The organism is Streptomyces sp. NPDC088354, assembly GCF_044753585.1.
In the GTDB taxonomy this organism is placed as follows: Bacteria; Actinomycetota; Actinomycetes; order Streptomycetales; family Streptomycetaceae; genus Actinacidiphila.
Map to the genome: position 1 here is coordinate 39,648 of NZ_JBIVNJ010000027.1, position 23,349 is coordinate 62,996.

Annotated in this window: 11 protein-coding genes and 1 riboswitch; of the genes, 7 read left to right on the plus strand and 4 right to left on the minus strand. The window is 70.0% G+C overall.

Features of this window, described 5'->3' with window-relative positions:
• Positions 1-165: 165 nt before the first annotated feature.
• Positions 166-897: a hypothetical protein gene (locus ACIP98_RS29930; RefSeq protein ID WP_319659857.1), complete on the plus strand. Its 732-nt coding sequence runs from the start codon at positions 166-168 to the stop codon at positions 895-897.
• A gap of 48 nt (positions 898-945) precedes the next feature.
• On the opposite strand, the gene ACIP98_RS29935 is transcribed toward ACIP98_RS29930, so the two are convergent.
• Entirely contained in the window at positions 946-1,638 is a 693-nt protein-coding gene (locus ACIP98_RS29935; RefSeq protein ID WP_319659859.1) for an AAA family ATPase, read from the minus strand.
• A gap of 172 nt (positions 1,639-1,810) precedes the next feature.
• Positions 1,811-1,913: riboswitch (glycine riboswitch) on the plus strand.
• A 184-nt stretch (positions 1,914-2,097) separates the two neighbouring features.
• Between ACIP98_RS29935 and gcvT the strand changes: the two genes are divergently transcribed.
• From gcvT to ACIP98_RS29955, 4 genes are all read left to right on the plus strand, one after another.
• Complete coding sequence (gene gcvT, locus ACIP98_RS29940; RefSeq protein ID WP_401978920.1) at positions 2,098-3,210, plus strand: glycine cleavage system aminomethyltransferase GcvT; 1,113 nt, start codon at positions 2,098-2,100, stop codon at positions 3,208-3,210.
• 87 nt (positions 3,211-3,297) lie between these two features.
• Entirely contained in the window at positions 3,298-3,678 is a 381-nt protein-coding gene (gcvH, locus tag ACIP98_RS29945; protein ID WP_319659863.1) for a glycine cleavage system protein GcvH, read from the plus strand.
• Positions 3,679-3,745: 67 nt separating this feature from the next.
• Positions 3,746-5,017: a serine hydroxymethyltransferase gene (gene glyA / locus ACIP98_RS29950; RefSeq protein ID WP_401978922.1), complete on the plus strand. Its 1,272-nt coding sequence runs from the start codon at positions 3,746-3,748 to the stop codon at positions 5,015-5,017.
• A 155-nt stretch (positions 5,018-5,172) separates the two neighbouring features.
• A complete protein-coding gene (locus ACIP98_RS29955; protein WP_401978924.1) occupies positions 5,173-6,555 on the plus strand; it encodes an L-serine ammonia-lyase in 1,383 nt (460 codons plus the stop codon).
• A gap of 146 nt (positions 6,556-6,701) precedes the next feature.
• On the opposite strand, the gene ACIP98_RS29960 is transcribed toward ACIP98_RS29955, so the two are convergent.
• From ACIP98_RS29960 to ACIP98_RS29970, 3 genes are all read right to left on the minus strand, one after another.
• Entirely contained in the window at positions 6,702-8,297 is a 1,596-nt protein-coding gene (locus tag ACIP98_RS29960; RefSeq protein WP_401978926.1) for an ATP-binding protein, read from the minus strand.
• 3 nt (positions 8,298-8,300) lie between these two features.
• Positions 8,301-12,692, minus strand: coding sequence for an AAA family ATPase (locus ACIP98_RS29965; RefSeq protein WP_401978928.1), 4,392 nt, complete (start codon positions 12,690-12,692; stop codon positions 8,301-8,303).
• A 279-nt stretch (positions 12,693-12,971) separates the two neighbouring features.
• A complete protein-coding gene (locus ACIP98_RS29970; RefSeq protein ID WP_401978930.1) occupies positions 12,972-19,946 on the minus strand; it encodes a glycoside hydrolase domain-containing protein in 6,975 nt (2,324 codons plus the stop codon).
• A 566-nt stretch (positions 19,947-20,512) separates the two neighbouring features.
• Here ACIP98_RS29970 and ACIP98_RS29975 point away from each other — a divergent pair.
• Both ACIP98_RS29975 and ACIP98_RS29980 read left to right on the plus strand, forming a co-directional pair.
• Positions 20,513-22,162: a M48 family metalloprotease gene (locus ACIP98_RS29975; protein WP_401978932.1), complete on the plus strand. Its 1,650-nt coding sequence runs from the start codon at positions 20,513-20,515 to the stop codon at positions 22,160-22,162.
• A gap of 76 nt (positions 22,163-22,238) precedes the next feature.
• Positions 22,239-23,339, plus strand: a complete 1,101-nt coding sequence (locus ACIP98_RS29980; protein ID WP_319659868.1) for a hypothetical protein — start codon at positions 22,239-22,241, stop codon at positions 23,337-23,339.
• Positions 23,340-23,349 lie beyond the last annotated feature (10 nt).

Sequence of the window (23,349 nt, forward strand, 5' to 3'; positions counted from 1 at the left end):
TCCGGTCGTGGTGCCCTCTCCCAAAACCCTATCCGCAGGCGGGCCCGTCGGGCCCCTCCGGACCGGGAACCGTCACACCACGCGATCGTCCGGTTGCGAGGGGTCACGACTTCTCACAAGGTGGGGCAGGCAAGGACAAAACCCTCACTTGGGAGATTCCTCAATATGCGCATCACCAGGACCACCTCCGCCCTCATAGCGGCCGCCGTCTGCGGTTCGCTGACGATGGGCCTCACCGGCGGTGTCGCGAGTGCCCACGCCCCGGTCCGGATCACGGCCGTTCACCTGGCGCGTGCCGCCGATGCGGCGGAGACCGGCCGTGCCGACCTCATCGCCAAGCTGGGTGACACGCTGTCGATCGGCGCGAAGCTCACTCAGGAGGCCCAGGCCCAGGCTCCCGACTCGGCGAAGCTCGAGGAGCTCCGCCAGGGCCTGGAGGAGGCGACGCAGCAGCTGTCCACGGTCGTCGACCAGTCGGCCGCGTCGGCCGACCCGTCGGCCGCCGACCCCTCGCAGGCCGACCCGTCCGTCCAGGTCCCGGCCGATCCCGCCGCCGACCCGCAGCCCGCGGGTGCCGCTGTGCCCGCCGACGGCAGCGAGCGCGCGGCGGACCCCGTGACCGACGTCCAGAACCAGCTCAACAAGCTGGTGGACGACGTCGCCGCGCTGGTGAAGGCGGTCCTGGCCAAGGACCTCGCGGCGGTGACCGCCGGTGTGACCACCGTCGTCGCCGACCTGCAGGCGCTTCTGCTGTCCGTGCCGAAGCTCCTGACCGGTGCGCTTCCCCTTCCCATCCCCCTGCCGCTGGACGACCAGTCGGCGCAGGACCCGGCCGCGGTTCCCCAGGCTCCCGAGATGCCTGCGGTGCCGATGGCCCCTGCCTCACAGGTCCAGTAGTCGGCGAACTCACCGCTCCCTCACCGCGTCACGTGGTGGCCCGGCCGCTCAGCCGTCGAAGTCGATGGCCTCGAGCCGCCGGGCCGCTTCGCGGTCCAGCAGCACCGCCGAGGTGCACGCGGCCGGCAGCCGGCCCTCCTCGGCGGCGCGCAGCAGCAGCCGCGAGGCCCGCTGGTGCCGGGCCATCGCGTACGCCGAGACCGCCCGCCCCCGCGAACGCTGCCCGTCGAGGGCGGCCGCCACGGGCACGTCGAGCAGCACCAGGTGCATCCCCCGGCCGCGGCGCCGGGCCTCCCGGCCGACCCAGGCCCGTACCCACGGCAGGGTGCCGCAGTCGTGCAGGGCGACACCGGCCCCGGAACGCAGGGCCCGCCACAGCCCCGTGTAGTGCGCCAGCCGCACCAGCGGACGGTAGACGGCGTAGGGCAGCAGCCGGGGCATCCGGGCCTGCCAGCGCTCACGCACGTCCTGGGAGTCGATCAGCCAGGCGTCGCCCGACACGCGGCGCATGAGCGTGCTCTTGCCGCCGCCGGGGAGTCCGGAGACGATCAGGACGTCGCCGGCCGGGTAGCGCAACCGCCGCACCCGGGTGCGGCCCGCGCGCAGGTCGACCAGCCGGCCCGGGCGCACCGAGCGCCCGTCGCGGGCCGCGCTGCGGGGACGGACCGGCGGCCGGCGCACGGCCGCCGGACGGGGAGCGGCCGGTGCCCCGGCCGTCGCATACGCACTCTGCCACCGCACAGTCGCCCTCCCGGTGAGACTTTCAAGAAATGGTAAATCCTCGGTATGCGTCTACCCAGGGAAGCAACGCGGTGACGACACGATCGGGACCCGACCGGGACATCGGGGACACGGCCGCGACAAGGCCGAGCGGCCGTGCAATGATGGCGGCCTCAATCACATATCGGCCGTTCGAGGCCGCGCGGGAGAGTTCCCCGCTCCCGCCGTGGCGGGCGGGGCGCCGAAGGAGCAAGTCCTCCCTTGAATCTCTCAGGCACAGATACCGCGCGTCCGAGGCACATCTGAAAAGCGGGCGAGCCCTCCCGGTCCGGGGCGGCCGCCCCACCCAAGGTGCAAACCCGGGCTCCTCCGCACGGAGGGTCCAGGTGAACCTCTCAGGTTCCGATGACAGATGGGGAGGGCAAGCCCCCTTCCTGTCATCGCCCGACCTGTTTTTCCATGTCCTTGGGAGCCCGCCCGATGAGTGAACCCCGCCGTACCGCGCTGGACGCCCTGCACCGTTCCCTCGGTGCCACCATGACCGACTTCGCGGGCTGGGACATGCCGCTGCGGTACGCCAGCGAGCGCGACGAGCACACCGCCGTCCGGACCCGGGCCGGTCTCTTCGACCTCTCCCACATGGGCGAGATCACGGTCACCGGCCCCGCCGCGGGCGAGGCGCTCGACCACGCACTGGTCGGCCACATCTCCGCGCTGGCCGTCGGCCGCGCGCGCTACACGATGATCTGTGCCCCCGACGGCGGCATCCTGGACGACCTGATCGTCTACCGCCTGGGCGAGCAGGAGTACATGGTCGTCGCCAACGCCTCCAACGCGCAGGTCGTCCTGGACGCCGTGACCGAGCGCGCGGCCGGCTTCGAGGCCGCCGTGCGCGACGACCGGGACGCGTACGCGCTGATCGCCGTGCAGGGCCCGGAGTCCCCCGGCATCCTGGCGTCGCTGACCGACGCCGACCTCGACGGCCTGAAGTACTACGCCGGACTGCCCGGCACGGTCGCCGGCGTCTCCGCGCTGATCGCCCGCACGGGGTACACCGGCGAGGACGGATTCGAGCTGTTCGTCGCACCCGCCGACGCCGAGAAGCTGTGGCAGGCGCTGACCGAGGCGGGTGCGGACGCCGGCCTGGTGCCCTGCGGCCTGTCCTGCCGGGACACGCTGCGCCTGGAGGCGGGCATGCCGCTGTACGGGAACGAACTGACCACCGCCCTCACCCCGTTCGACGCCGGTCTCGGCCGCGTCGTGAAGTTCGACAAGCCCGGTGACTTCGTGGGCCGGCAGGCGCTGGCCGCCGCCGCGGAGCGCGCCGCGGCCGAGCCGCCGCGCAAGCTGGTCGGTCTGGTCGCCGAGGGCCGCCGGGTCCCGCGGGCGGGCTACCCGGTGGTGGCCGGCGGCGCCGTGATCGGCGAGGTCACCTCGGGCGCCCCGTCCCCGACCCTGGGCAAGCCGATCGCCATGGCGTACGTGGACGCCGCGCACGCCGCGCCGGGCACCTCCGGTGTGGGCGTGGACATCCGCGGTACCCATGAGCCGTACGAGGTGGTGGCCCTGCCGTTCTACAAGCGGCAGCGCTGAGGCCGCGCCCGCACACCGGGCACCGCCGTCCCACCTGTCAAGACAGCCGTTCACCAGCACATCCCGTCATCCAGGAGAATTCACGCCATGAGCAACCCCCAGCAGCTGCGCTACAGCAAGGAGCACGAGTGGCTGTCGGCCGCGGACGCGGACGGCGTGTCCTCGGTGGGCATCACCGAGCACGCGGCGAACGCCCTCGGCGACGTCGTCTACGTCCAGCTCCCGACGGTCGGCGACTCGGTGTCCGCGGGCGAGACCTGCGGCGAGCTGGAGTCCACCAAGTCGGTCAGCGACCTGTACTCCCCCGTCTCCGGTGAGGTCACCGAGGTCAACGAGGACGTCGTCAACGACCCCTCCCTGGTGAACTCGGCCTCCTTCGAGGGCGGCTGGCTGTTCAAGGTGAAGGTGTCCGAGGAGCCCGCCGACCTGCTCTCGGCCGACGAGTACACCGCCTTCACCGGCAGCTGACGCCGCCGCGGCGGCGTCAGGCCGCCCCGACCTGCCCACCCCGACCTCCGGACGGATGACCCCCCAGATGTCGCTTCTCAACAGCTCCCTGCACGAGCTCGACCCCGACGTCGCCGCCGCCGTCGACGCCGAACTGCACCGCCAGCAGTCCACCCTGGAGATGATCGCCTCGGAGAACTTCGCTCCGGTCGCGGTCCTCCAGGCCCAGGGCTCGGTGCTGACCAACAAGTACGCCGAGGGCTACCCCGGCCGCCGCTACTACGGCGGCTGCGAGCACGTCGACGTCGTCGAGCAGCTCGCCATCGACCGGGTCAAGGCGCTGTTCGGCGCCGAGCACGCCAACGTCCAGCCGCACTCGGGCGCGCAGGCCAACGCGGCCGCGATGTTCGCGCTGCTGAACCCCGGCGACACGATCCTGGGCCTGAACCTCGCCCACGGCGGGCACCTGACCCACGGTATGAAGATCAACTTCTCCGGCAAGCTCTACAACGTGGTCGCCTACCACGTGGACGCCGAGACCGGCCAGGTCGACATGGCCGAGGTCGAGCGCCTCGCCAAGGAGTCCCGGCCGAAGCTGATCATCGCCGGCTGGTCCGCCTACCCGCGGCAGCTGGACTTCGCGGCCTTCCGGCGGATCGCCGACGAGGTCGGCGCCTACCTGATGGTCGACATGGCGCACTTCGCCGGACTGGTCGCGGCGGGGCTCCACCCCTCCCCCGTGCCGCACGCGGACGTCGTCACCACGACCACGCACAAGACGCTGGGCGGCCCGCGCGGCGGCGTCATCCTGTCCACGGCCGAACTCGCCAAGAAGATCAACTCGGCGGTCTTCCCCGGCCAGCAGGGCGGCCCGCTGGAGCACGTCATCGCGGCGAAGGCGGTCGCCTTCAAGGTCGCGGCGAGCGAGGAGTTCAAGGACCGCCAGGTCCGCACCCTGGAGGGCGCGAAGATCCTCGCCGAGCGGCTGACGCAGGCCGACGTCACGGCGGCGGGCGTCTCGGTGCTGTCCGGCGGCACGGACGTGCACCTGGTCCTGGTCGACCTGCGCGACAGCGACCTGGACGGGCAGCAGGCCGAGGACCGGCTCCACGAGATCGGCATCACGGTCAACCGCAACGCCGTCCCGAACGACCCGCGCCCTCCGATGGTCACCTCGGGCCTGCGGATCGGCACGCCCGCGCTGGCCACCCGCGGCTTCGGCACCGACGACTTCCGCGAGGTCTCCGACGTCATCGCCGAGGCGCTCAAGCCGGGCTTCGACGCGGAGAAGGCCAAGGCGCTCGGCGCCCGGGTCGCCGCGCTCGCGGAGCGGCACCCGCTGTACCCCGGCCTGAAGTAGCGATCGTCACCCAGTGTGCGGGACCGCCCCGGGCGGGCGGTCCCGCACACTGGACCTTGCGCGCGACACCCGTGCGCGCCATCCGTACCACCCGGCGGCGATCCCGCCGGCCACCCACGGACAACGGGGTCCGTGAACCCGAGGAGTCCTTCACCGTGGCCATCTCCGTCTTCGACCTCTTCTCGATCGGCATAGGCCCGTCCAGCTCGCACACCGTGGGCCCGATGCGCGCCGCCCGGATGTTCGCCCAGCGCCTGAAGAACGACGGACTGCTGGTCGGCGTCGCCTCCGTGCGCGCCGAGCTCTTCGGGTCCCTCGGCGCGACCGGCCACGGCCACGGCACCCCCAAGGCGGTCCTGCTGGGCCTGGAGGGCGAGTCCCCCCGCACGGTCGACGTGGACACCGCGGACGCCCGCGTGGACCTCATCCGCAGCACCGGCCGCATCAACCTGCTCGGCGCCCACGAGATCCCCTTCTCCGCCGACAACGACCTGGTCCTGCACCGGCGCCGCTCGCTGCCCTACCACGCCAACGGCATGACGCTCTTCGCCTACGACGAGTCCGGCGCGCCCGTGCTGGAGAAGACGTACTACTCGGTGGGCGGCGGCTTCGTCGTCGACGAGGATGCGGTCGGCGAGGACCGCATCAAGCTCGACGACACCGTGCTGAAGTACCCCTTCCGCACCGGCGACGAGCTGCTGCGCCTCACCCGCGAGACCGGCCTGTCCATCTCCGGCCTGATGCTGGAGAACGAGAAGGCCTGGCGCTCCGAGGCCGAGATCCGCGCGGGCCTGCTGGAGATCTGGGGCGTCATGCAGGACTGCGTGAACGCCGGCCTCACCCGCGAGGGCATCCTCCCCGGCGGCCTGAAGGTGCGCCGGCGGGCCTCCGCCACCGCCCGTCAGCTGCGGGCCGAGGGCAGCACCGCCGCGCACGCGATGGAGTGGGTCACCCTCTACGCCATGGCCGTCAACGAGGAGAACGCCGCCGGCGGCCGCGTCGTCACCGCCCCCACGAACGGCGCCGCGGGCATCATCCCGGCCGTCCTCCACTACTACGTCAACTTCGTCGCCCAGGGGTCGACGGAGGCCGAACGGGAGGACGGCGTCGTCCGCTTCCTGCTCGCCGCCGGCGCGATCGGCATGCTCTTCAAGGAGAACGCCTCCATCTCCGGCGCCGAGGTCGGCTGCCAGGGCGAGGTCGGTTCCGCCTGCTCCATGGCCGCGGGCGGCCTCGCCGAGGTCCTGGGCGGCGGCCCCGAGAAGGTCGAGAACGCCGCCGAGATCGGCATGGAGCACAACCTCGGCCTCACCTGCGACCCCGTCGGCGGCCTCGTCCAGATCCCCTGCATCGAGCGCAACGGCATGGCCGCGGTCAAGGCCGTCACCGCCGCGCGCATGGCGATGCGCGGGGACGGGCGGCACCACGTCTCCCTCGACAAGGTCATCAAGACCATGAAGGAGACGGGGGCCGACATGAAGGTCAAGTACAAGGAGACCGCGCGCGGCGGCCTCGCGGTGAACGTCATCGAGTGCTAGCGGGACCGGGACGGCCCTGAACTGCGGGTTCTCACCTTCCGCAGCTGTCAGGGCCTTCTCTGACCACACCGCGGGTAGTCCCCGAGGGAACCACCGAGCCGATCATCGACGGCGTAGCCCCATCTCATGGCCACTCCGCTCGCACATCACTGGGTCCGAACAATCGGTGCCCCCGGACGACGGTCCAGCAACTCCATCAATTCGTCGCAGTAGAGATGGAACATACGCTGTTCCACGGATGTCACCACCTCCATACGGTTGTGCACCATGGGGTTGCGCACCTTGGCCAGCAGCGAGAACCGCTCGTTCCAGTATGACTTGTCCTTGCCGAGAATCCCGCCGAAGATATCCCAGTGCGAAGCCATGAGATCGTAGAGATCTCTCGGATAGGTAAAGTCGATCAAGCGTGCGGAAGCGCCGGCGCCGAAGGAACGCAATTCACGTTCATGTAGCTCCTCGCACTGACCGAGGAGACGAGAAAGTTTGGGCCGTACGCCACGCAGGGCGGTGGGCCAATCTTCTCCGTAACGTTCGACGAAAGCCTTCTCGATCACGTTGCGGATCCTGCGTTCGACGGCCATCCAGTTGTCCCAGTGCGTCAGTTGACGGCCAACGAGAATCAAGTGGTCCTGAAAATTCTCGGAGAACGCCTGGTACGCACCGTCCCGGACGACGACCAGACCCTGCTGCAGCAAAGCCTGGGCATCCGCGGGGGTGACCACGAGCTGGGGGCCCAATACCACCTCCAGGAGATGCCTGAGCCGACCGTCAGTCCGCAAGAGTTCTTCCAGGTCAGAGTAGTAGTACAGGAACTCTGCCGGAAGCGGACGGGCCTGCTCGTCGATGGCAGGCGGGAGTGGCAGGGGCCCGGATCCCGCCGAGCAGACCCTGTCCAGGAGCACACTCGCAAGGTAGGGATGCCCTCCGGTAAGTTCGCCCAGACGACTGACGGCCGAAACCCGGTCATCCGCTCCCACGCCCGGGATCCGGTCGACCAGCTTGCCCAGGTCGCCTTCGTCGAAGCAGGTCAGGAACACAGGGCGGAAGATCCCAGCGAAGGTCGACTCGTCCGGGTCGGCCATGTCCACGATTTCCCGCAACTGGCGCCGCGAGGTGGTGACCAGTCCGATGTTCCAGTCCAGGTTGTAGGCCATTTCCCGCAAGGCCTGAAACGTACCCGGCTGAGACTTGAACACCTCACGGGCCGCGTCGAACTCGTCGAGCACAAGCACCACACGCCACCCTTGGCGTCTCACCAGACGCAGGAACTCCTGGATCTCAACCTGGGTTTCGATCCATTGCATTCCCGGCTGGGTGGCACGCTCGTAGGCCCGGGTCAATCGTGGGCTCAGGGGGGCGGAGCGTCCCTCGAGCATCTCCCAGACGTCCTCGACCAGCCGATTCAGGAGGCGCACGATTCCCCCCTGTGTGCGGACATTCATCCACACTGGCAGAAGGTTCGGGTGACGCTGCCGGGCTTCCGGCCGCATGAACGCGTGGTAGGCCATGCTCGACTTGCCGATACGCGGTGGCCCGATGATCGCCGTGGCGCCCGCAGTGGGTTGCTCGAGAACCCGCTGCTCCACGATCCGCACCTGCTCCTCGCGGCCCACATGCCCGTCTCCGAAGACCGGATGACCGACGGTCGCGAACGGATTGCCGGTGCGGTCCCTGAAGCCGCCGTTCGCCTGCTGCGGAAGCCCCATTTGCGCAGCCGTGTGCTGTGGTGACACTTCGGACATCGCCTACTCCTTCCGGTGCCAGAGCCATTCGGCGAAGAGGCCCACCTTGATCCGGTACCTGTTCTCGGACTCCCGGTCGATGACGTCACGGCGCAGCAGGTCGTCCAGGACCCTCTTTCCTTCGGGGTGTTCACGCACCTTCGGGCCGTCAATATATAGATCGCGACGATGCCCGGTAAGGCCGAGTCTCAGCACGGCCAGCACCACATCGTCGCGCAGTTCACTGACGTCCGCGTCACCGGGTGTCAGCAGATTGTCGAATTGCTCCTGCACCAAAGCGCTTTCTCCGCGTACCAAGGTGGCTGCGACTGCGTCCACATCCGCTGGCCCGATCAGCGACTGCCGCTCGGCGTTCATGTACTGGACCAGACGGTTACAGAACAGCTGGATGTAGTACGGGTTCCGCGCCGTCAACTCGATCACCCGCTGAACGGAATCACCTCGATACCTGCTCTTGCCATCGGGCATCGCGATCGGCTCGGTGATCAACTCCACGGCCGGCGCTTCGTCCAAGTAGGAGACCGGCGACTGCCGTGCGACCTGGAACTCGTTCGGGAAGGCTTTGAGGAACCTCGGCATCAGGTCATTTCCGACCACCACGCTGGAGAACATGCGACTTTCCAGCATGGCCTTCCAGGATTTCATGAATTCCCGAGGCAGGTTGCCGCGCTGGATGGCCGAATACAGCACCGTGAACTCGTCGAGGAGGAGCACCATGCGCCACTCCCGGTGTTCCTGGCTGCGTCGCATCCGCCGCTGGATCTCGCGCATGTAGTTGTCGAAGTGGATGTGCGGGGAGGGGCTTTCCGTGAAGTCCCTGAGGATCGGCCTGTCGATCTCCAGAGGAGCGTAACCCACGTCTTCGAGGTCCTCCAGCCTGCGGTGGAACGCATTGGAGATCCGGTACAGCAGTGTGGCGTGGTTGAGGTCCGTCGCGATGTCGAGCAGGCTGAACTTGGCGGCTACCACCGGCGGCACAAGGTCCTGTTGGAGATGGTGGAGAACCGACGATTTGCCCACGCGCTTCTGACCGTAGATGACCACGCACTTGGTGTCCGTTCGCCCCAGCACCTCCAAAAGGATCTCGATGAGTGGGCCACGGCCGTAGAACATCTGCTTGTCCTCGACGGGCGCTCCCTCGGAGAACGGGTTGTTGATCGGCTCCCAGTCCTCGGTGTCGCTGAGCCGCAGGGACAGAGTCCGAGGCTCGGTCTGACGGCGCTGGTCCGAGCGAACCGTGAACTCCAGGCGATAACGCAGCGTGACGACCTGCTCCTGCGTGGCCCGTTCCGTCACTACCAGCGGCACCGTGCAGGTTTCGGTCTGCTCATCCCGGAGGCTGTGGGCCACCGGGATCGAACCGGGCACGGACTCGTAGTCGTCGGGGTTGTCCAGCACCAGCAGGCGGACGTCGACGGCCGGCGAGCGGCGAGGCGGGTTGGTGACGCTGAGCTGAACCTGGATCGTGGATCCGGCCGTCTTGGGTGCGTAGGACGACAGCACCAGCTCGACGTCCAGGTCGGTCGGTTCGGCGGCCCGCTGGACGTCTCGGAAGTGCACCGCCAAGGCTCTGTCCAGTTTGGTCAGCAGTGGAGCCAGGTACTCCAGGCTGAGCCGGGTCGGTGCCTGCTCAATGGTGTCCACCAAGTCTCCCACCATGGTGCGGATCCGGGACTCGAGGCGCTCCTGCTCCAGATACGACGGCTGTTCCAGGTATCCCCGCAGCTCAGCGATGATCGCGATGGTCTTGGTGATCCTGTCCAGATCAAGGGGGCACGTGTAGACCTGGGCGGCCACGCTGTCCAGCAACTGCTGGTCCTCGGCCAGGGTCCCCAGGGACTCACTGCGGTCCAGCAGCTGCCGGAGGGTGCTGCGCTGGGCGTCGAGCCCCCGAAGGTGCCGGCGCAACGCCTCCTGCCACAGTTCCCGGTAGGCGTCCAGCGAATTGGGAGTGGAAAGATCCTTCTCCAGGAGGGTACGCAGCTCTCTGACCAGGGCGCTGCGAATCGCTTCGTCGCGGTAGGTGCGGGATATGATCTCGCGCTGCACCCGCTGGGAACTGACCGACAGAAGGGTGAGCAGTCCCATGGTCAGCGCCCGGTGCCGACTTCTGTCCTCCAGGACCCATCTCATGCATTTCTCCACCGACGGCCGGGACTCCGGTTGAGGCCAGTCCGGGTCGAGGTAGGAGGTGATGAACTGTTTGATTTTCAGTTCGCCCATGTCGTCCCAGCCACCGAGTGCGACCGCCTCGGTGTAGTACGTCCGCGTCACATCACCATGTCGCCGTTCGGCCGTGCACAGGTCGCCCATCGCGGCACCGAAAGCACGCAAGGACTTGTGGAACTGGTTGTCGGCGGTCTGGCCGATGTCGCGGAGGATGCGTGCGGCGGACAGGTTGTAGGCAGCGCGATCCGCGGGACGGGCGGTGCCGAGCTGCTCGATGAGCTTGGTCAGTTCTTGGACGTCCTGCTCGCCGACGGTGCCGTTCTGAATCCGTCGTGCGCTGACTCCCAGGTACTCGCAGCGTTCAAGATGGAGTTGGAGGATGGAGCTCAAAGCGTTCGGCTGTTCCGGCTGCCAGTCGCTCAGAGCGAGGACCTCATCGAACTTGTCCCAGATACCGGTGCGTTCTGCCTTCTCGACCTCAGCCAGGATGGAACGGAATTCCTCGTTGCGCGGCCCGTGGTCCAACAGGTGTTTCGCCGCACGTTTGGCCTGCTCTGCGGAGCGAAGCCTGCGATACAGCCAGATCAGCCGTTTGAGCAGGCCGGTCCGGGTCTGCCGGTCCTTGGCGTGCACGCTGTTGAGCAGCTTCTCCAGGGCATCCGCAGCCTCGGCGTACTGCTGCCGGTGGCTCAAGATCGTGACGATCATGTTCTGGTGCGGCAGTGCTTCCCTGACCACCGCCCTCGGATCACGCAGCAGCGTCAGCGCCTCGTCACTGCGCTGCTGACTGTGCAGGCCCCAGGCCAGCGAGCGTCGCGCCCGCTCGTGCGCCGGGTCCTTGGACAGAACCTCCCGGTACAGCCGCTCGGCCTTGTCCCAGTCCTTCTCCTGAGTGTCCGCGTACTGCGCCTGGGCGTACAGGGAGCCGAGCGGCTGGTGTTCCCGGGGCAAGGTCGGCCGGGAAAGCATCTGGCGGCGCGGCGGACCGGCGGGAATCTGGCGTTCCGCCATGTCGACGAAGTTCAGCAGCCCTTGGTCAGATGGGTGATCGGTGAGTGCCCTGCGCGCTATCTGCAGCGCCGATTCGAAGCGGCCCGTGCGGAACTGCCGTTCCGCGACCTCCAACTGACGCTGGGCGTCACTGGAACGTGAGACGGCCGGGGACGGCGGCAGGCTCCCTCCCGTCTCCGGCTCAGCAGCGGTCCGAGGAGGGGCGGCCGAGGACAAGGGCCGCTCTGCGCCGCCCACCGCCGGTGCGACGGCCATGCTCGAGGGCAGCGTTTCGATCGGCGGCGAGGATCCACCGGAAAGGGCCTCGAGTACCCGGTTCAGTTCTCCCGGGGCCGCGGATTGTGCCTGCAGCAGGGGCTCCAACGGCCCTGCCCGGTCAGGGAACAGCCGCCAGAGCAGATAGAGGGCGGCACGGAGCGCGACGCGGCGCACCGACGGTGCGGCAGCGGCTGCCGAGGCGAACGCCGCCACGGCTGCTGCGGCATCGCCGGTCCTGAGTGTCTGATCGACGAGGACGCGCAGAAGTCTGTCGTCGGTGGCCTCGGCGGGGAAGCCCCTCAGCGCCTCACCGAGCACCACCGCGGAGTCGGCGAAGCGTCCGGACGAGGTGAGCAGGACAGCCAGGTCCCAGGCGTAGACGCTTCCGCAGTCCGTGGCTCGTGCCATCCACGCCTCGGCCTGCCGACGTGTCGCCTCCGTATTCTGGGCACGCAACAGAAGCAGTGCGGCCAGGTGCAGTCCCGGCCGATAGCCGCAATCCTCGGAAGCGTGGACGAGGTCACGGATCGCTCCGATGACCTTGACCGGTTCAGCGGCGCGATGGGCGTGTGTCAACCGGTTCTTGGCCCGGTTCAGATGTGCCTGGACGTCCTTGGAGACCGAGTACGACAGAGGAACAGAACGATCGAGGGCAAAGCTCGGCTCAGTGAGACGTAATTCGCTTGCCGCGAACTCGAATTCCGCTTCCAGGGTCGCCCAGGCCTCGGTGTTCCACTCCTTCGCGGGCGCGGCACGCTGTCGCGGTGGTACCGCCTCCGCCGAAACGTCGATCGCCTCGATCAGTTCCACAGCCGCGGCCTTGAGCAGCGCCGGGCCCTTCGCAGTAGCAAGGACGATGCTGTCCTCACCGATCGCTTGTATGCGGCCGCGCGTCGAACGTCCCTCGCCGAGGTAAACGATCACCTCGGCCCCCACCGGATACCACTGCTGGATCATCCCCAAATCCACAGATGCACCATATCGGAACACCAGCGGTATGGCTGCCGGCTTGATCTGTCCTTTTCTGGTGGGATACGGAGATCGACACGCCTGACAGCCACGCGATCCCGCGACGGCGCGTCGTCCCGTAAACGGGGGTGGGGACCACCGACGCCGTGAGCGGCCAGGCCGCGATGCCGACGGCCCCTCGGGGTCGAACCGCGGTGGTTCACCCCGAGGGGCCGTCGGCGCTCAGCTGGTCCGGCCGTTCCCCGAGGGGCGCGGCCGGACCGGCGGTCACATCGTGTCCCGCGCCCCGGGGATCCACATCGGCTCGGCCCACTCGGTGGCCGGCGCCCAGGAGCCGGCGCCGCCGAAGGGCCACTGCCCGGATCCTCCGTGCCCGTGGTCACCGCCAACACCGCCGTCGTCGCCGTGGCCGCCGGCCGCGACGGGCCGGTGGTCGCGGTCGGTGGGCTGGAACCCGACCGTGTAGGTCCGGGTGACCGCGCCGTTGGCCGAGGTCACCTTGATGGTGCGGGTGGTGAACCGGTGCCCGCCCGTGAGGACCGCGCTGCCGTCGGTGACCTTCACCCGCGCGCCGGACTGGGCCGGCACGGCGGAGACGGACGGGATCTTCCTGTCCTTCGGCCAGTCGACGACGTAGGTGGACACCTGCGGGTCGAACCCGTCGATCGCCACGCCCCCGACGGTGATGGCCTTGGCGTCGGCGACGCTGGCCTGGGTGGCGTCCGAGTGGTTCGTCACCGTGACCGAGCCGTCGGCGTGGACGACCACCTTGGCCGCCATCGCCGCCGCCAGGTTGATCCGCTGCCAGCTCTCGCCGCCGTCCGCGGTGAGGTCGAGCGGGTAGCCCGAGTCCGTCGCGGTCTGCTCCAGGATCTGCGTGCGCTGCTCCTCGGTGAGGTCCGGGAAGGCCGTCACCAGCAGGGCCGCCGCGTCGGACGGCGTCTTGAGGGCCTGCCCGGCCTTGCCCACCTGGGAGAACCCGTAGGTCAGGCGCTGCGTGTACAGGTCGACGTCCTGCGCCGGGCTCAGGCCCGCGTAGGGGTCGCCCGCACAGGCCGCGAGCGTGTCGCCGTACCCCTCCTTCTCGCACTGCGCCAGCAGCACGTTCTCCATCTCGGTGTGGGCCTGCATCAGCAGGTTCTCGAAGTCGGGGTCGGCCCACCGGTGCGCGACCGTGGCCTGACCGGCGATGCGACCGCCCATGACGTCGAGCGGGTAGTGGAACCCGAGGACGATCCGGTTGTCCCCGTACTCCGAGGTACGCGCGAGGATCGACGGCGCCAGCTCCGGCAGCAGCGTGGCCAGGATCGTCCCGGCCTCGTAGCCGCCGTACGTGTGGCCGCTGGGGTACGAGCCGCTGGTGGTGAGGCTGCCGTACGAGCCGTCCTGCGACTCGTAGATGTCCCCGCCGTCGCCGACGAACCCGAGCCGCACGTACGGACGCTGGTAGCCGAAGTGGTCCTTGGCCGCCCCGCCCTTGTCGAGCCCCTGCGTGACGCGGCCGAACAGCGCGCCGGTCTTGGGCAGCCGGCCGCCGTTCAGGGCGTCGAGGTAGATCTGGCCGAGGCGGGAGCCGAGGCCGTCGGCCATGGTGACGGTGGAGCTGTTCGTCGCGTCGACCTCCGCCCGGTCCACCTCCTTCTGCGTCGCCGCGTTGTTGATGCGCACGGCGATCCGGTCGTTCTCCGCGGTGAGCGCGGTACCGGACGGCACCTTGGTGTTGGCGGCGAGGATGCCGGGGCCGAGGTCGCGGAAGCCGTTGAGCAGGCCGTAGAAGTAGTCGGTCCCGTCACCGGTCCCCGGCCACGTGTCCGAGGCGTAGTTCGCCTTGAGCGTCTCGTCCGGGAAGGGGGACGGCTCGTACGCCGGGTCGGAGGCGTCCGCCGCGGCGGTCACCGAGGTGGTCACCGAGGTGGTCGCGGGCGCGTCGTCCGAGGTACCGGCCAGGGTGACCGCGGTGACGGTGGCCGTGTGCGCCCCCGCCTTGCCCGCGGTGCTGAGCAGCGCGGTGCCCGTCGTGCCGGAGACGTGCGCGGTGGTCCCGTCGTTCAGGGCCACGGTGTAGCCGATGACCGGGAACCCGCCGTCGCCGGCCGGCCGCCAGGTCACGCGGACCTGCCTGCCGTCGGTGACCACACCCGTCACGCCGGGCTTCTGCGGCTTGCCGCCGCCGGTCACCACGGGTGCCGTCGCGGCGCTCTGGCGCGAGGCGCCGAACGTGTTCACCGCCTGGACGCGCGCGGTGTACGACCTGCCGGCCCGCAGCCAGGTGAACGTGGTGCTCCGGCTCGCCGGATCGCCGATCTCGATCTGGTGGCCGTCGCTGAGGGCGATCCGGTAGCCGGTGACCGGCGAGCCGCCGTCGTCCGCGGGCGCGGACCAGGCGACCGTCACGCTGGTGCCGGACGACGTGGCGGAGACCGCGTCGGGCGCGGCCGGCACCGTCCCGGGCTTCGTGGCGAGGGCGGACATGGCGTGGCGGAGGGCGTCGTAGCGTGCGGTGAGCGTGCCGTCCGTGGCCGTGCCGTCCGCGACGGCGGTCTTCGCCGCGGCGAGCGCCGCGGTGAAGGCCTTCCACGACGCGTCCGTGTAGCGGTCGTTGTCGAGGGCGGACGCGGTGGCGACCAGGTCCTCCAGCTTCAGCCGCGGGAGCGGGATCAGCTGGCCCGCGGCCAGGGTGAGGCTGCGGGTCTGGGTGTCGACCTCGAGCTGGGTCGCGTCATCGGCGGTGACCAGGGTGCGTGCGGCCGCGAGTTCACGCCCGTACACACCGAAGTCGATCGCGTCGTAGCGCTCCGCGTCGGCGGAGAGCCCCTCGTACTGCTCGATCGCCTTCCGCAGGGCGGACTTGTCCGTGACGGCGGGCGTCTCGACGTGGGTGAAGGTGATCCGGCCCAGGTTCGCGACGTACGGGTGCGAGGAGTCCGGGTTCGTCGTCAGCCGCAGGTAGACGGTGTGCGTGCCGGTGACCGCCTTGGGCAGCGTCACGCTCGTCGTCCCTCCGGAGGACCACGCGGATCCCGTGACCGGCAGCGGCACGGTCGCGTACGGCGTGCCGGGGTTGGCCGTGTCGAAGGAGTCCAGGTAGAGCTGGACGGCGGAGCCGGTGCCGCAGCGGGCGGAGTTGTTGACGTAGGTGATCGTGACGGTGCTCTTCGGGGAAGCGCCGAAGTCGATGTCCCCGTAGTCGAGCCAGGCGCCGTTGTAGGTACCGCCGAGGTCGGTCGTGGAACCCGAACCCGTCCAGCCGACGGGCTCGCTCTTGAGGCCGCCGCCGCTGTTGGAGCGCCACGCGGTGGCGTCGAAGCCCACCGGGGCGTCGGCGGTCTGCGTCAGGGCCAGCGAGTAGACGTTGCCCACGTAGGGCTGGGAGGCCGTCTGCGTGCTGGAGACGAACGCCGCGTACACGTCCTGGACGCCGGTGAAGACGCTCGGGTCGAGGTGCACACTCGTGGTGGCGATGGTTCCCCAGCCCGATCCGCTGTAGTCGAGCGGGATGTCGACGCTCTTCGCGCCGTCCTTCGAGCCGAGGTGCAACTCGATGTGCGAGTCCGACGCGGCCCGCGACTGGGGCTTGTCATAGCGGACGGTGACGGTGTCGGCGCCGTTGCGGAGGTTCGTGTCCTTCCACTGCGCCCACGCGCCGTTCGTCACGTTCTCGAAGATGCCGTTGCCGAGGTTGAGCGGCAGCGAACCGTTGCCGGTCGCGGCGCTGTTGACCGCGGTCAGCGTGGCGAGCGTGGTGGTGGGGGACGTCGAGACCTCGTACGGCGAGAACTGGTACCAGTCGAAGTTCGACACCCACTGCTGGCCCGACGGGGCATGGAACACGAACGTCGCGCTCTTCGCGTCCAGCAGGGCGTCGGCGTCGGTGACGGCCGCCTGCACCGTCGAGTAGTACTGCCAGCCGCCGGTGCCGGGGAGCGAGACGGTGGCCACGACCGGGCCGTCGGCGGCGCCTGCGTGGATGTCCACGCTGCTCGGCTTCGCGTTCGTCGCCTGCGAGTTCGCGTAGCGGACCGAGACGGTCCGCGGGGCGACCCCGCCGAAGTCCAGCTTGGTGAACCGCTCCCACGATCCCTCGGTGACGCCACCGAGGTTGCCGTCGGAATTGTTCCGCTCGCTGATGAGGCTGGGGCCCTCCTTCTGGTCGGGGCTCTCGGCCTGCAGGACGGCGTAGCCGCCTTCGTCGATGGTCAGGGCGTCGATGGCGGTCTGCAGCGCGTCCTGCGTGGCCATGATCGTGCCCGTCACGGAGGAGGTGTCCGCGAGGACGGTCCGCGCACGCTCCAGGGCGGACTGGAACAGGTTCCAGGAGCCGTAGGAGTAGTTGGCGCCGCGCACCAGGGACGCCTGGTCGACGAGCGCACCGAGCACCTTGCGGTGCACCGCGGCGGCGGAGATCAGGAGCGGGTCGGTCGGGGAGATCCCGGTGCCCGTCACCGTCGAGGCCCGCACTCCGTGGGCGAAGGCCGCGTCGCGGAACGTGATGCCGAAGCGCACGTCGGTCCGCGTGGTGCCGGTGAGCGACAGCGTCGCCGTCCGCTTGTCGCCGACGCGCAGGTCGGCCGTGACGCCGTCCGGCAGGCCGGTCACGCTCGCGGCACCGCTCTTGGTGAGGCTCGTCCCCTTGCGGGCGTCGAACGACGCCGGTCCGTCCAGGGTGAGCTGCACGCTGTCGTCCACGCGGCCGTCCGCGGCGGTGTCGACGGTGCCCGGGCGGGCGGAGACGACGGTGTCGCCCTTGTCCGTTCCCGTGTCGCCGTCACCCGTGTCGCCGGAGTCGGTGTTCAGCGAGTACGCGGGCTGGGTCTTGGCACCCCACTGGGAGGGCTTGGAGCCCATCGTGAAGTCGAGCGTTCCGCCGGAGATGATCTGCGAGTAGTCGAGCCACGTGTTGTCGAACCGCTTGCCGTTCAGCTTCGCGCTCTGCACGTAGTAGGTGCTCGGCGAGACGCCGTCGGCGTTCACCGTGAACGTGGAGCCGTTGGCGTAGGTGATCGTCGTGGAGTCGAAGAACGGGCTGCCGATCTGGAACTGGCTGGAGCCGGCGGTCACCGGGAACAGGCCGAGCGCCGCGCCGACGAACATGGTCGACATGGTGCCCGCGTCGTTGTCCATGGTCGGCAGGAAGCCGTTCGGGGAGAGCTTGTAGACCTGGGTCCTGACCGGCGGGGTGAACTGGCCGCCGGAGCTGGGGGCCTCGTTCGTGGAGCCCGTCGCGATGTATCGGTTCCAGGTGCTGCCGGTGTAGATGGAGCGCACCCACTTCTGCGTCAGGCTCGGCTCGCCGACGTAGTTGAAGAGGTACGGGGCCTGGAGGTCGATCTCGTTCGCGTTGGAGTGCAGCATGGTCGAGCCGTCGTCGACGGTGGAGTCCTCGCCGAACATGTGCTCGACCGCGGCCTTGCCGGCCTTCGGGCCGCCCATGGCGTCGATGAGGCCGCCCATGTCGTAGGCGTCGTACCAGTGGTACTGCCAGAGCGTGCCCTGGTAGAGACCGGCCGCCTCGAACCTCTCGTAGTCGGCGCTCTGCCAGTCGCCGTTCGCGGCGCGCGGGGTGAGCAGGCCGACCTTGGTGCCGTCGGCCGCCGTCCAGGCGCCGGACTTCACCAGGTTGTCGATCGCCATCGTCGACTGGGTGCGCAGCTTCTTCGCGTCGTCCTTCTTGCCGAGCGCGTCGGCGATGACGGACAGCGCCCACTGGTCGTAGCCGCGCTGCACGGTCGTGCCGGGGTCACCGGTGACGTAGCCCTGCCGCAGCTGCGCGCCCGTGTAGTAGCCGCTGTACGACAGCAGCGCCGGGTAGGCCTCGTCGAGCCGGTCGAAGTTCTTGAAGCCCTTCGACAGCGCGTCGGCGACCAGCACGGCCGAGCGCTCCCACCGCACGGTCGGCACCGAGTGGGTGAGGCTGCCGAGGCTCTTGCCGGTGGTGCGCGTGTCGGCGAAGAGCTCGATCAGCGACTGGATCATGTCCCGGTAGGTGGCCGGGTCGATGTAGGCCTCGACGGAGTACTTGCGGAAGTCGTCCCAGGTGGACCATCCGTCGTAGTACGTGAAGCCGTTCGCCTGGTGCACCGCTCCGTCCGCGCCGCGGTACGTGCCGCTGGTGCTGGTGGCGTTCACCGGCAGCGCGTACATGCGGTACAGGTGCGTGTAGAACTCCTTGGTGAGCGTCGACCCGGGGTCGGACTTCGCCGAGGAGCGCACGGCGACGGCGCCGAGTGCGCTGTTCCACTCCGCCTTGGTCCGCGCGCGCGCCTGGTCGAAGGTGAGGCCGCCCACCTCGTTCTGCTGGTCCGTCGCGGCCTGTTCGGCGCTGATCGGCGACAGCGTGATGCGCAGTTCGATGTCGTTGCCGGCGGACTGGTCGAACCCGAGGACGGCACCGGTGTCGGTCCCGTCCTGCGTGGTCGCGCCGCTCAGCTTGCCGTCGTTGCCCCAGCTCTTCAGGGAGGTGACGGGGACGTTGGTGGTGGCGTCGTAGTACAGCTTGTACGAGGCGCCGTTGAACGACCCGGCGATGAGACCGCTGATCGACGTGGTCCCGTTCGGGAGCGTCGTCGCCTTCATCGTCGAACGGGTGCGGCTGGTGTAGTTGTTCGCCAGGTCGAGGACGAGCTCGGGGTTCGACCCGGCGGGGAAGCTGTACCGCTGCAGCGCCGTGCGCGTGGTCGCGGTCATCTCGGCCTTGACGGTGCCGGAGTCCTGCTTCACCGACGACGCGGTTCCCGAGACGGCCCCGAGGCCCACCTGGTAGGAGCCGGGCGTCGCGGTCTCGTCGTCGTGGCTGTACGGGTGGGCGTACGTGCCGCCGGCCGGGCGGCTGTCGTACTGCACGGAGGTCGGGACGACGAGCAGGTCGCCACCGCCTCCCGAGCCGCCGACGCCGTCGAGGTTCGTCGCGGTGAAACCGGCGATGTGGTCCTCGTTGTAGTCGTACCCGGTGTGGTTGCGGTTCGGCGTGGTCAGCGGGTTGACCTTGGCCAGACCGTGGGGCGCCTGCGCGCCGGGCATGTCGTTGCCGTCGTCGCCGGCGGTCGACACGAACGGGTCGACGAGTTGCGTCCAGTCAGTGCCGCCGGACGTCTTCGCGGACGAGGCCGTGCCAGGCGCTGCCACGGCCGCGCCGCCACCGGCCAGCGCGGCGAGGCCGAGCGCTCCGGTGAGGACCGCGGCGACCGTCGCCCGCAGAGGCGAGCGGCGCCCGCGGGCGGTTCCCCGAGGGACCGCACGGGGCAAGGGGGGATGGGATCTGATGGGCACGTACCTCTCCAGCGTCGCGATGCGCACGCTCGGTCCGGCCCTCTTCAGTAGACAACGTTGTCAGCCCGAAACGCCGGGCGTGCGACCCAGTGCCATAGGAGCGTGGACACAGGGGATCGCACCCGCCGCGTTCACGACCGTCCGCCATCACACACGGCAAATGCGTACAGCGGGGAAAGAGAATGCGTACATCGTGTGCGTGCCGGGTGCCGCGGGGGCGACGCGGCGCCGCCTCCGGAGCCGCCGAGCAAACGCCGGGCCCGTTCCCTGCGGTGAGGGTCCCGGCCCGACGGCCCGACCCCGGCCGACGAGGTGTCAGAGACCAGCGGACGGGATCTCCCGATAAGCGCCCATGTGCCCGATTGCCCTCCTGGGTACCGGGATTGCCCTGCTGACCTGCCGTGGGGCATACTCCGTGCGCCCGGCTTTGCCTCCGCTTTGCCGAAGGCCGCTCCGAGTCCCCCCACCTGCACCCACCCGGCGGTGCCGCTCCCGGGGGTGTTCGCCGTGTCCTGTCCCCGTGCCCGGTAGGGATTGTGCCGATGGGTGTGATTCTGCGCGCGCTGCGCGCCCTCATCCTGCTCTGCGGGTTCTATCTGCTGAGCGTCGTCCTTCTCGCGGCGCTGATCGGCCTCGACGCCGCGCTGCTCACCGAGGTCCACGGCCTGCTCGCCGTGAAGATCGTGGCGGTCTCGGTGCTGCTCGCCGTCCCCCTGGTACGCGGCGTGTTCGTGCTGCGCACGCCCAGGGACGAGGATCCGCCCGGCATCGAGGCGGCCGAAGAGGACGAACCCCGGCTGTGGGCGCTGGTACGGGAACTCGCACGGACGATGGGCACCCGTGCCCCGGACCGGATCCTGCTCACCGCTGACGTCGAGGCGGCGGTGAGCGAGCGGCCCCGCATGCTCGGGCTGCTCCCCGGTCCCCGCCGGCTCCACCTCGGCGTGCCGCTGCTGGCCGGTCTGACCGAGGCGCAGTTGCGGGCCGTGCTCGTCCACGAGTACGGCCACTTCACCGGCGGCGACACCCGGTTGTCGGCGCTCGTGGTGCGCGGCCGGAGGCAGATCGGCCGCGTCGTGGAGGGCTTCCACGCCCGCGCCGACGGCAAGGTCGCCGCCGAACGCGCCCGCCAGGAGAGGGCCGCGGCCGGGCGCATCGCGAAGGGCAGGAAGCCCGAGGCGGTGGACACCCGCCGCACCGGCGCGCTGTACCGCTCGATGGCCGCCGTCTTCACCTGGTACGGCAGGCTCTACCTGCGGGCGTCGATGTCCACCGCCCGCGCCCAGGAGTTCGCGGCGGACCTCGCCGCCGCCCGCGTCGCCGGCCGCGAGGCGACCGCCTCGTCGCTGCGCGACATCCCGGCCCTCGCCGCCGCCTACGACGTCTACGTCGACTCCTACGCCACGTTGGGCCTGTCCGTACGGCTGCTGCCGCCACACGGCGAGTTCTTCGGCGGCTTCAGCCGGCTGCTCGCGGCCCGCGAGGGCGATGCGGCGCCGTCGCGCGCCTGGCTCCGACCGGCGCCCGTCTCGCCGTACGACTCGCACCCGCCGATCGCCGAGCGGGTGCTCCGGATCGAGTCACTGCCCGCGGACGGCCGCGTCGCGGCGGCTGAGGGCGCGGCATCGGCGCTGCTCACCGACGCCGCGCGCACGTGGGCGGCGTTGGAGGAGGCGGTACTGGAGGCCGAGATCCTGGCCTTCGAACACGCCACCGGGTGGCCGGAACTGCTGAACGCCGCGATGGCCGGCGCACTGTCGTCCGCGCACACGCCGCTGCACCAGGTGCTGGCCCAGTACACCGGGCGGCCCGCGACACTGCCCGCGCTGCTCGACGTGATCGACGACGGCAGGCTGTGGCGGCTCGCCGAACGGCTGCCCTTGTCCAAGGAGGCGGCGGCGGCGAAGGGCCGCGCGTTCCGCGCGTTCGCCCGGCCGATGCTGACCGACGGACTGAGGGCGATGGTGCTGACCGAGTTCAGTGCCCGCTCGCTGCTCGGATGGGAGTTCTCCTGGTCCCGCCCCGCCGCCGTCCGGCTGCCCGACTCCCTTGCCTGGGACGCCTCGGGGATCCCGTCGGAGGTCGGGTCCGAGCCGGCGCTGGCCGCCGCCGTCGCCGCAGCGCTCGCCGACCGTCCCGACACCGGTCCCCTGCGGGCACTGCTGGCCGAGGATCTGCCCACGCCCGCGTGAGCGGCATCCGCCCGGCCGGGCACCGGGCTCCCCTCCTTTCCACGTCACCCCACCCACGAACGGAACCACAGCTTTCATGACCGTCCTGTTCTGGATCCTCGCCGCGCTGGCCGTCCCCACCCTGCTCTTCGGCGGATGGCTGGCCGTCGTGTTCCTCAAGACGTTCTTCTCGTCGACCCCGGACGAGGAGGACACCCGGGCCGAGGAGGCCGCGCGGACGGCGCACGGGCTCGGGCTGCTGCCCGCCGAGCGGCAGGACGTCGAGCACGCCTCCGCCCTGCCCGAGGACTGGGCCGCCGCCCTCACCGCCGTCAGCGGCGGTGACTGGGAGCCCGCCGCGGCATTGCTCCGGAGCGTCGGCCGGGACTGGGAGCGCAGGTCCGCGGTCGCGTACCTGCTTGCCGAGAAGGCCGCCGAGGACGACGAATGGCTGCTGGCATGGGAGTCCGCGCGGGCCGGCGACCAGGACGCGGCCGTGGTCCGGGCGCGCAGCACGGTCGTGCTCGCCTGGGAACTTCGGGGCGGAAAGAGGGCCCAATACACGACGCGGGAGCAGTTCGACGGCTTCCACCAGACGCTGAAGGAGGCTCGCGCGGACATCGAGCGGGCCGCCGCCCTCAACCCCGACGACCCGACGCCGTACATCACGGAGATCTGGGTCGCGCTGGGCCTCGGCTACCCCCATGCCGAGATGGACAGGCTGTGGGACGAGATCACCGCCCGGGCCCCGCACCACTACGAGGCGCACTTCTCGGCCCTTCAGTACTGGTGCGCGAAGTGGCGGGGTTCGCAGCGGCTGGCGTCCGAGTTCGCCGAACGGGCGGCGAGCCGGGCCCCCTTGGGCAGTCTGCTGACGGCGATGCCGCTCATCGCGCACTTCGAGCACGACGAGTCGGACGACACCGCCGCCGACAACACGCCCGAGATGCGGGCCCGGGTCGATGCGGCCCTCGCGGATGTGGCCGCCGCCGACCCGACGCACCCGCGTCTGGTCGAGCTGCGCCATCTGCTCGCGTTCTATCTGCGCCTCCAGGACCGCGACGAGGCGGCCCTGGAGCAGTTCAAGCTGGTCGACGGATACATCGGCGCCCTGCCCTGGCGCTACCGCGCGGGCTCCGCGGCCTACTACTGCGCGTTCCGCGACGCGACGGCCCAGGCGGTGGCGGACGCGGCCTGACGGAGCCCGG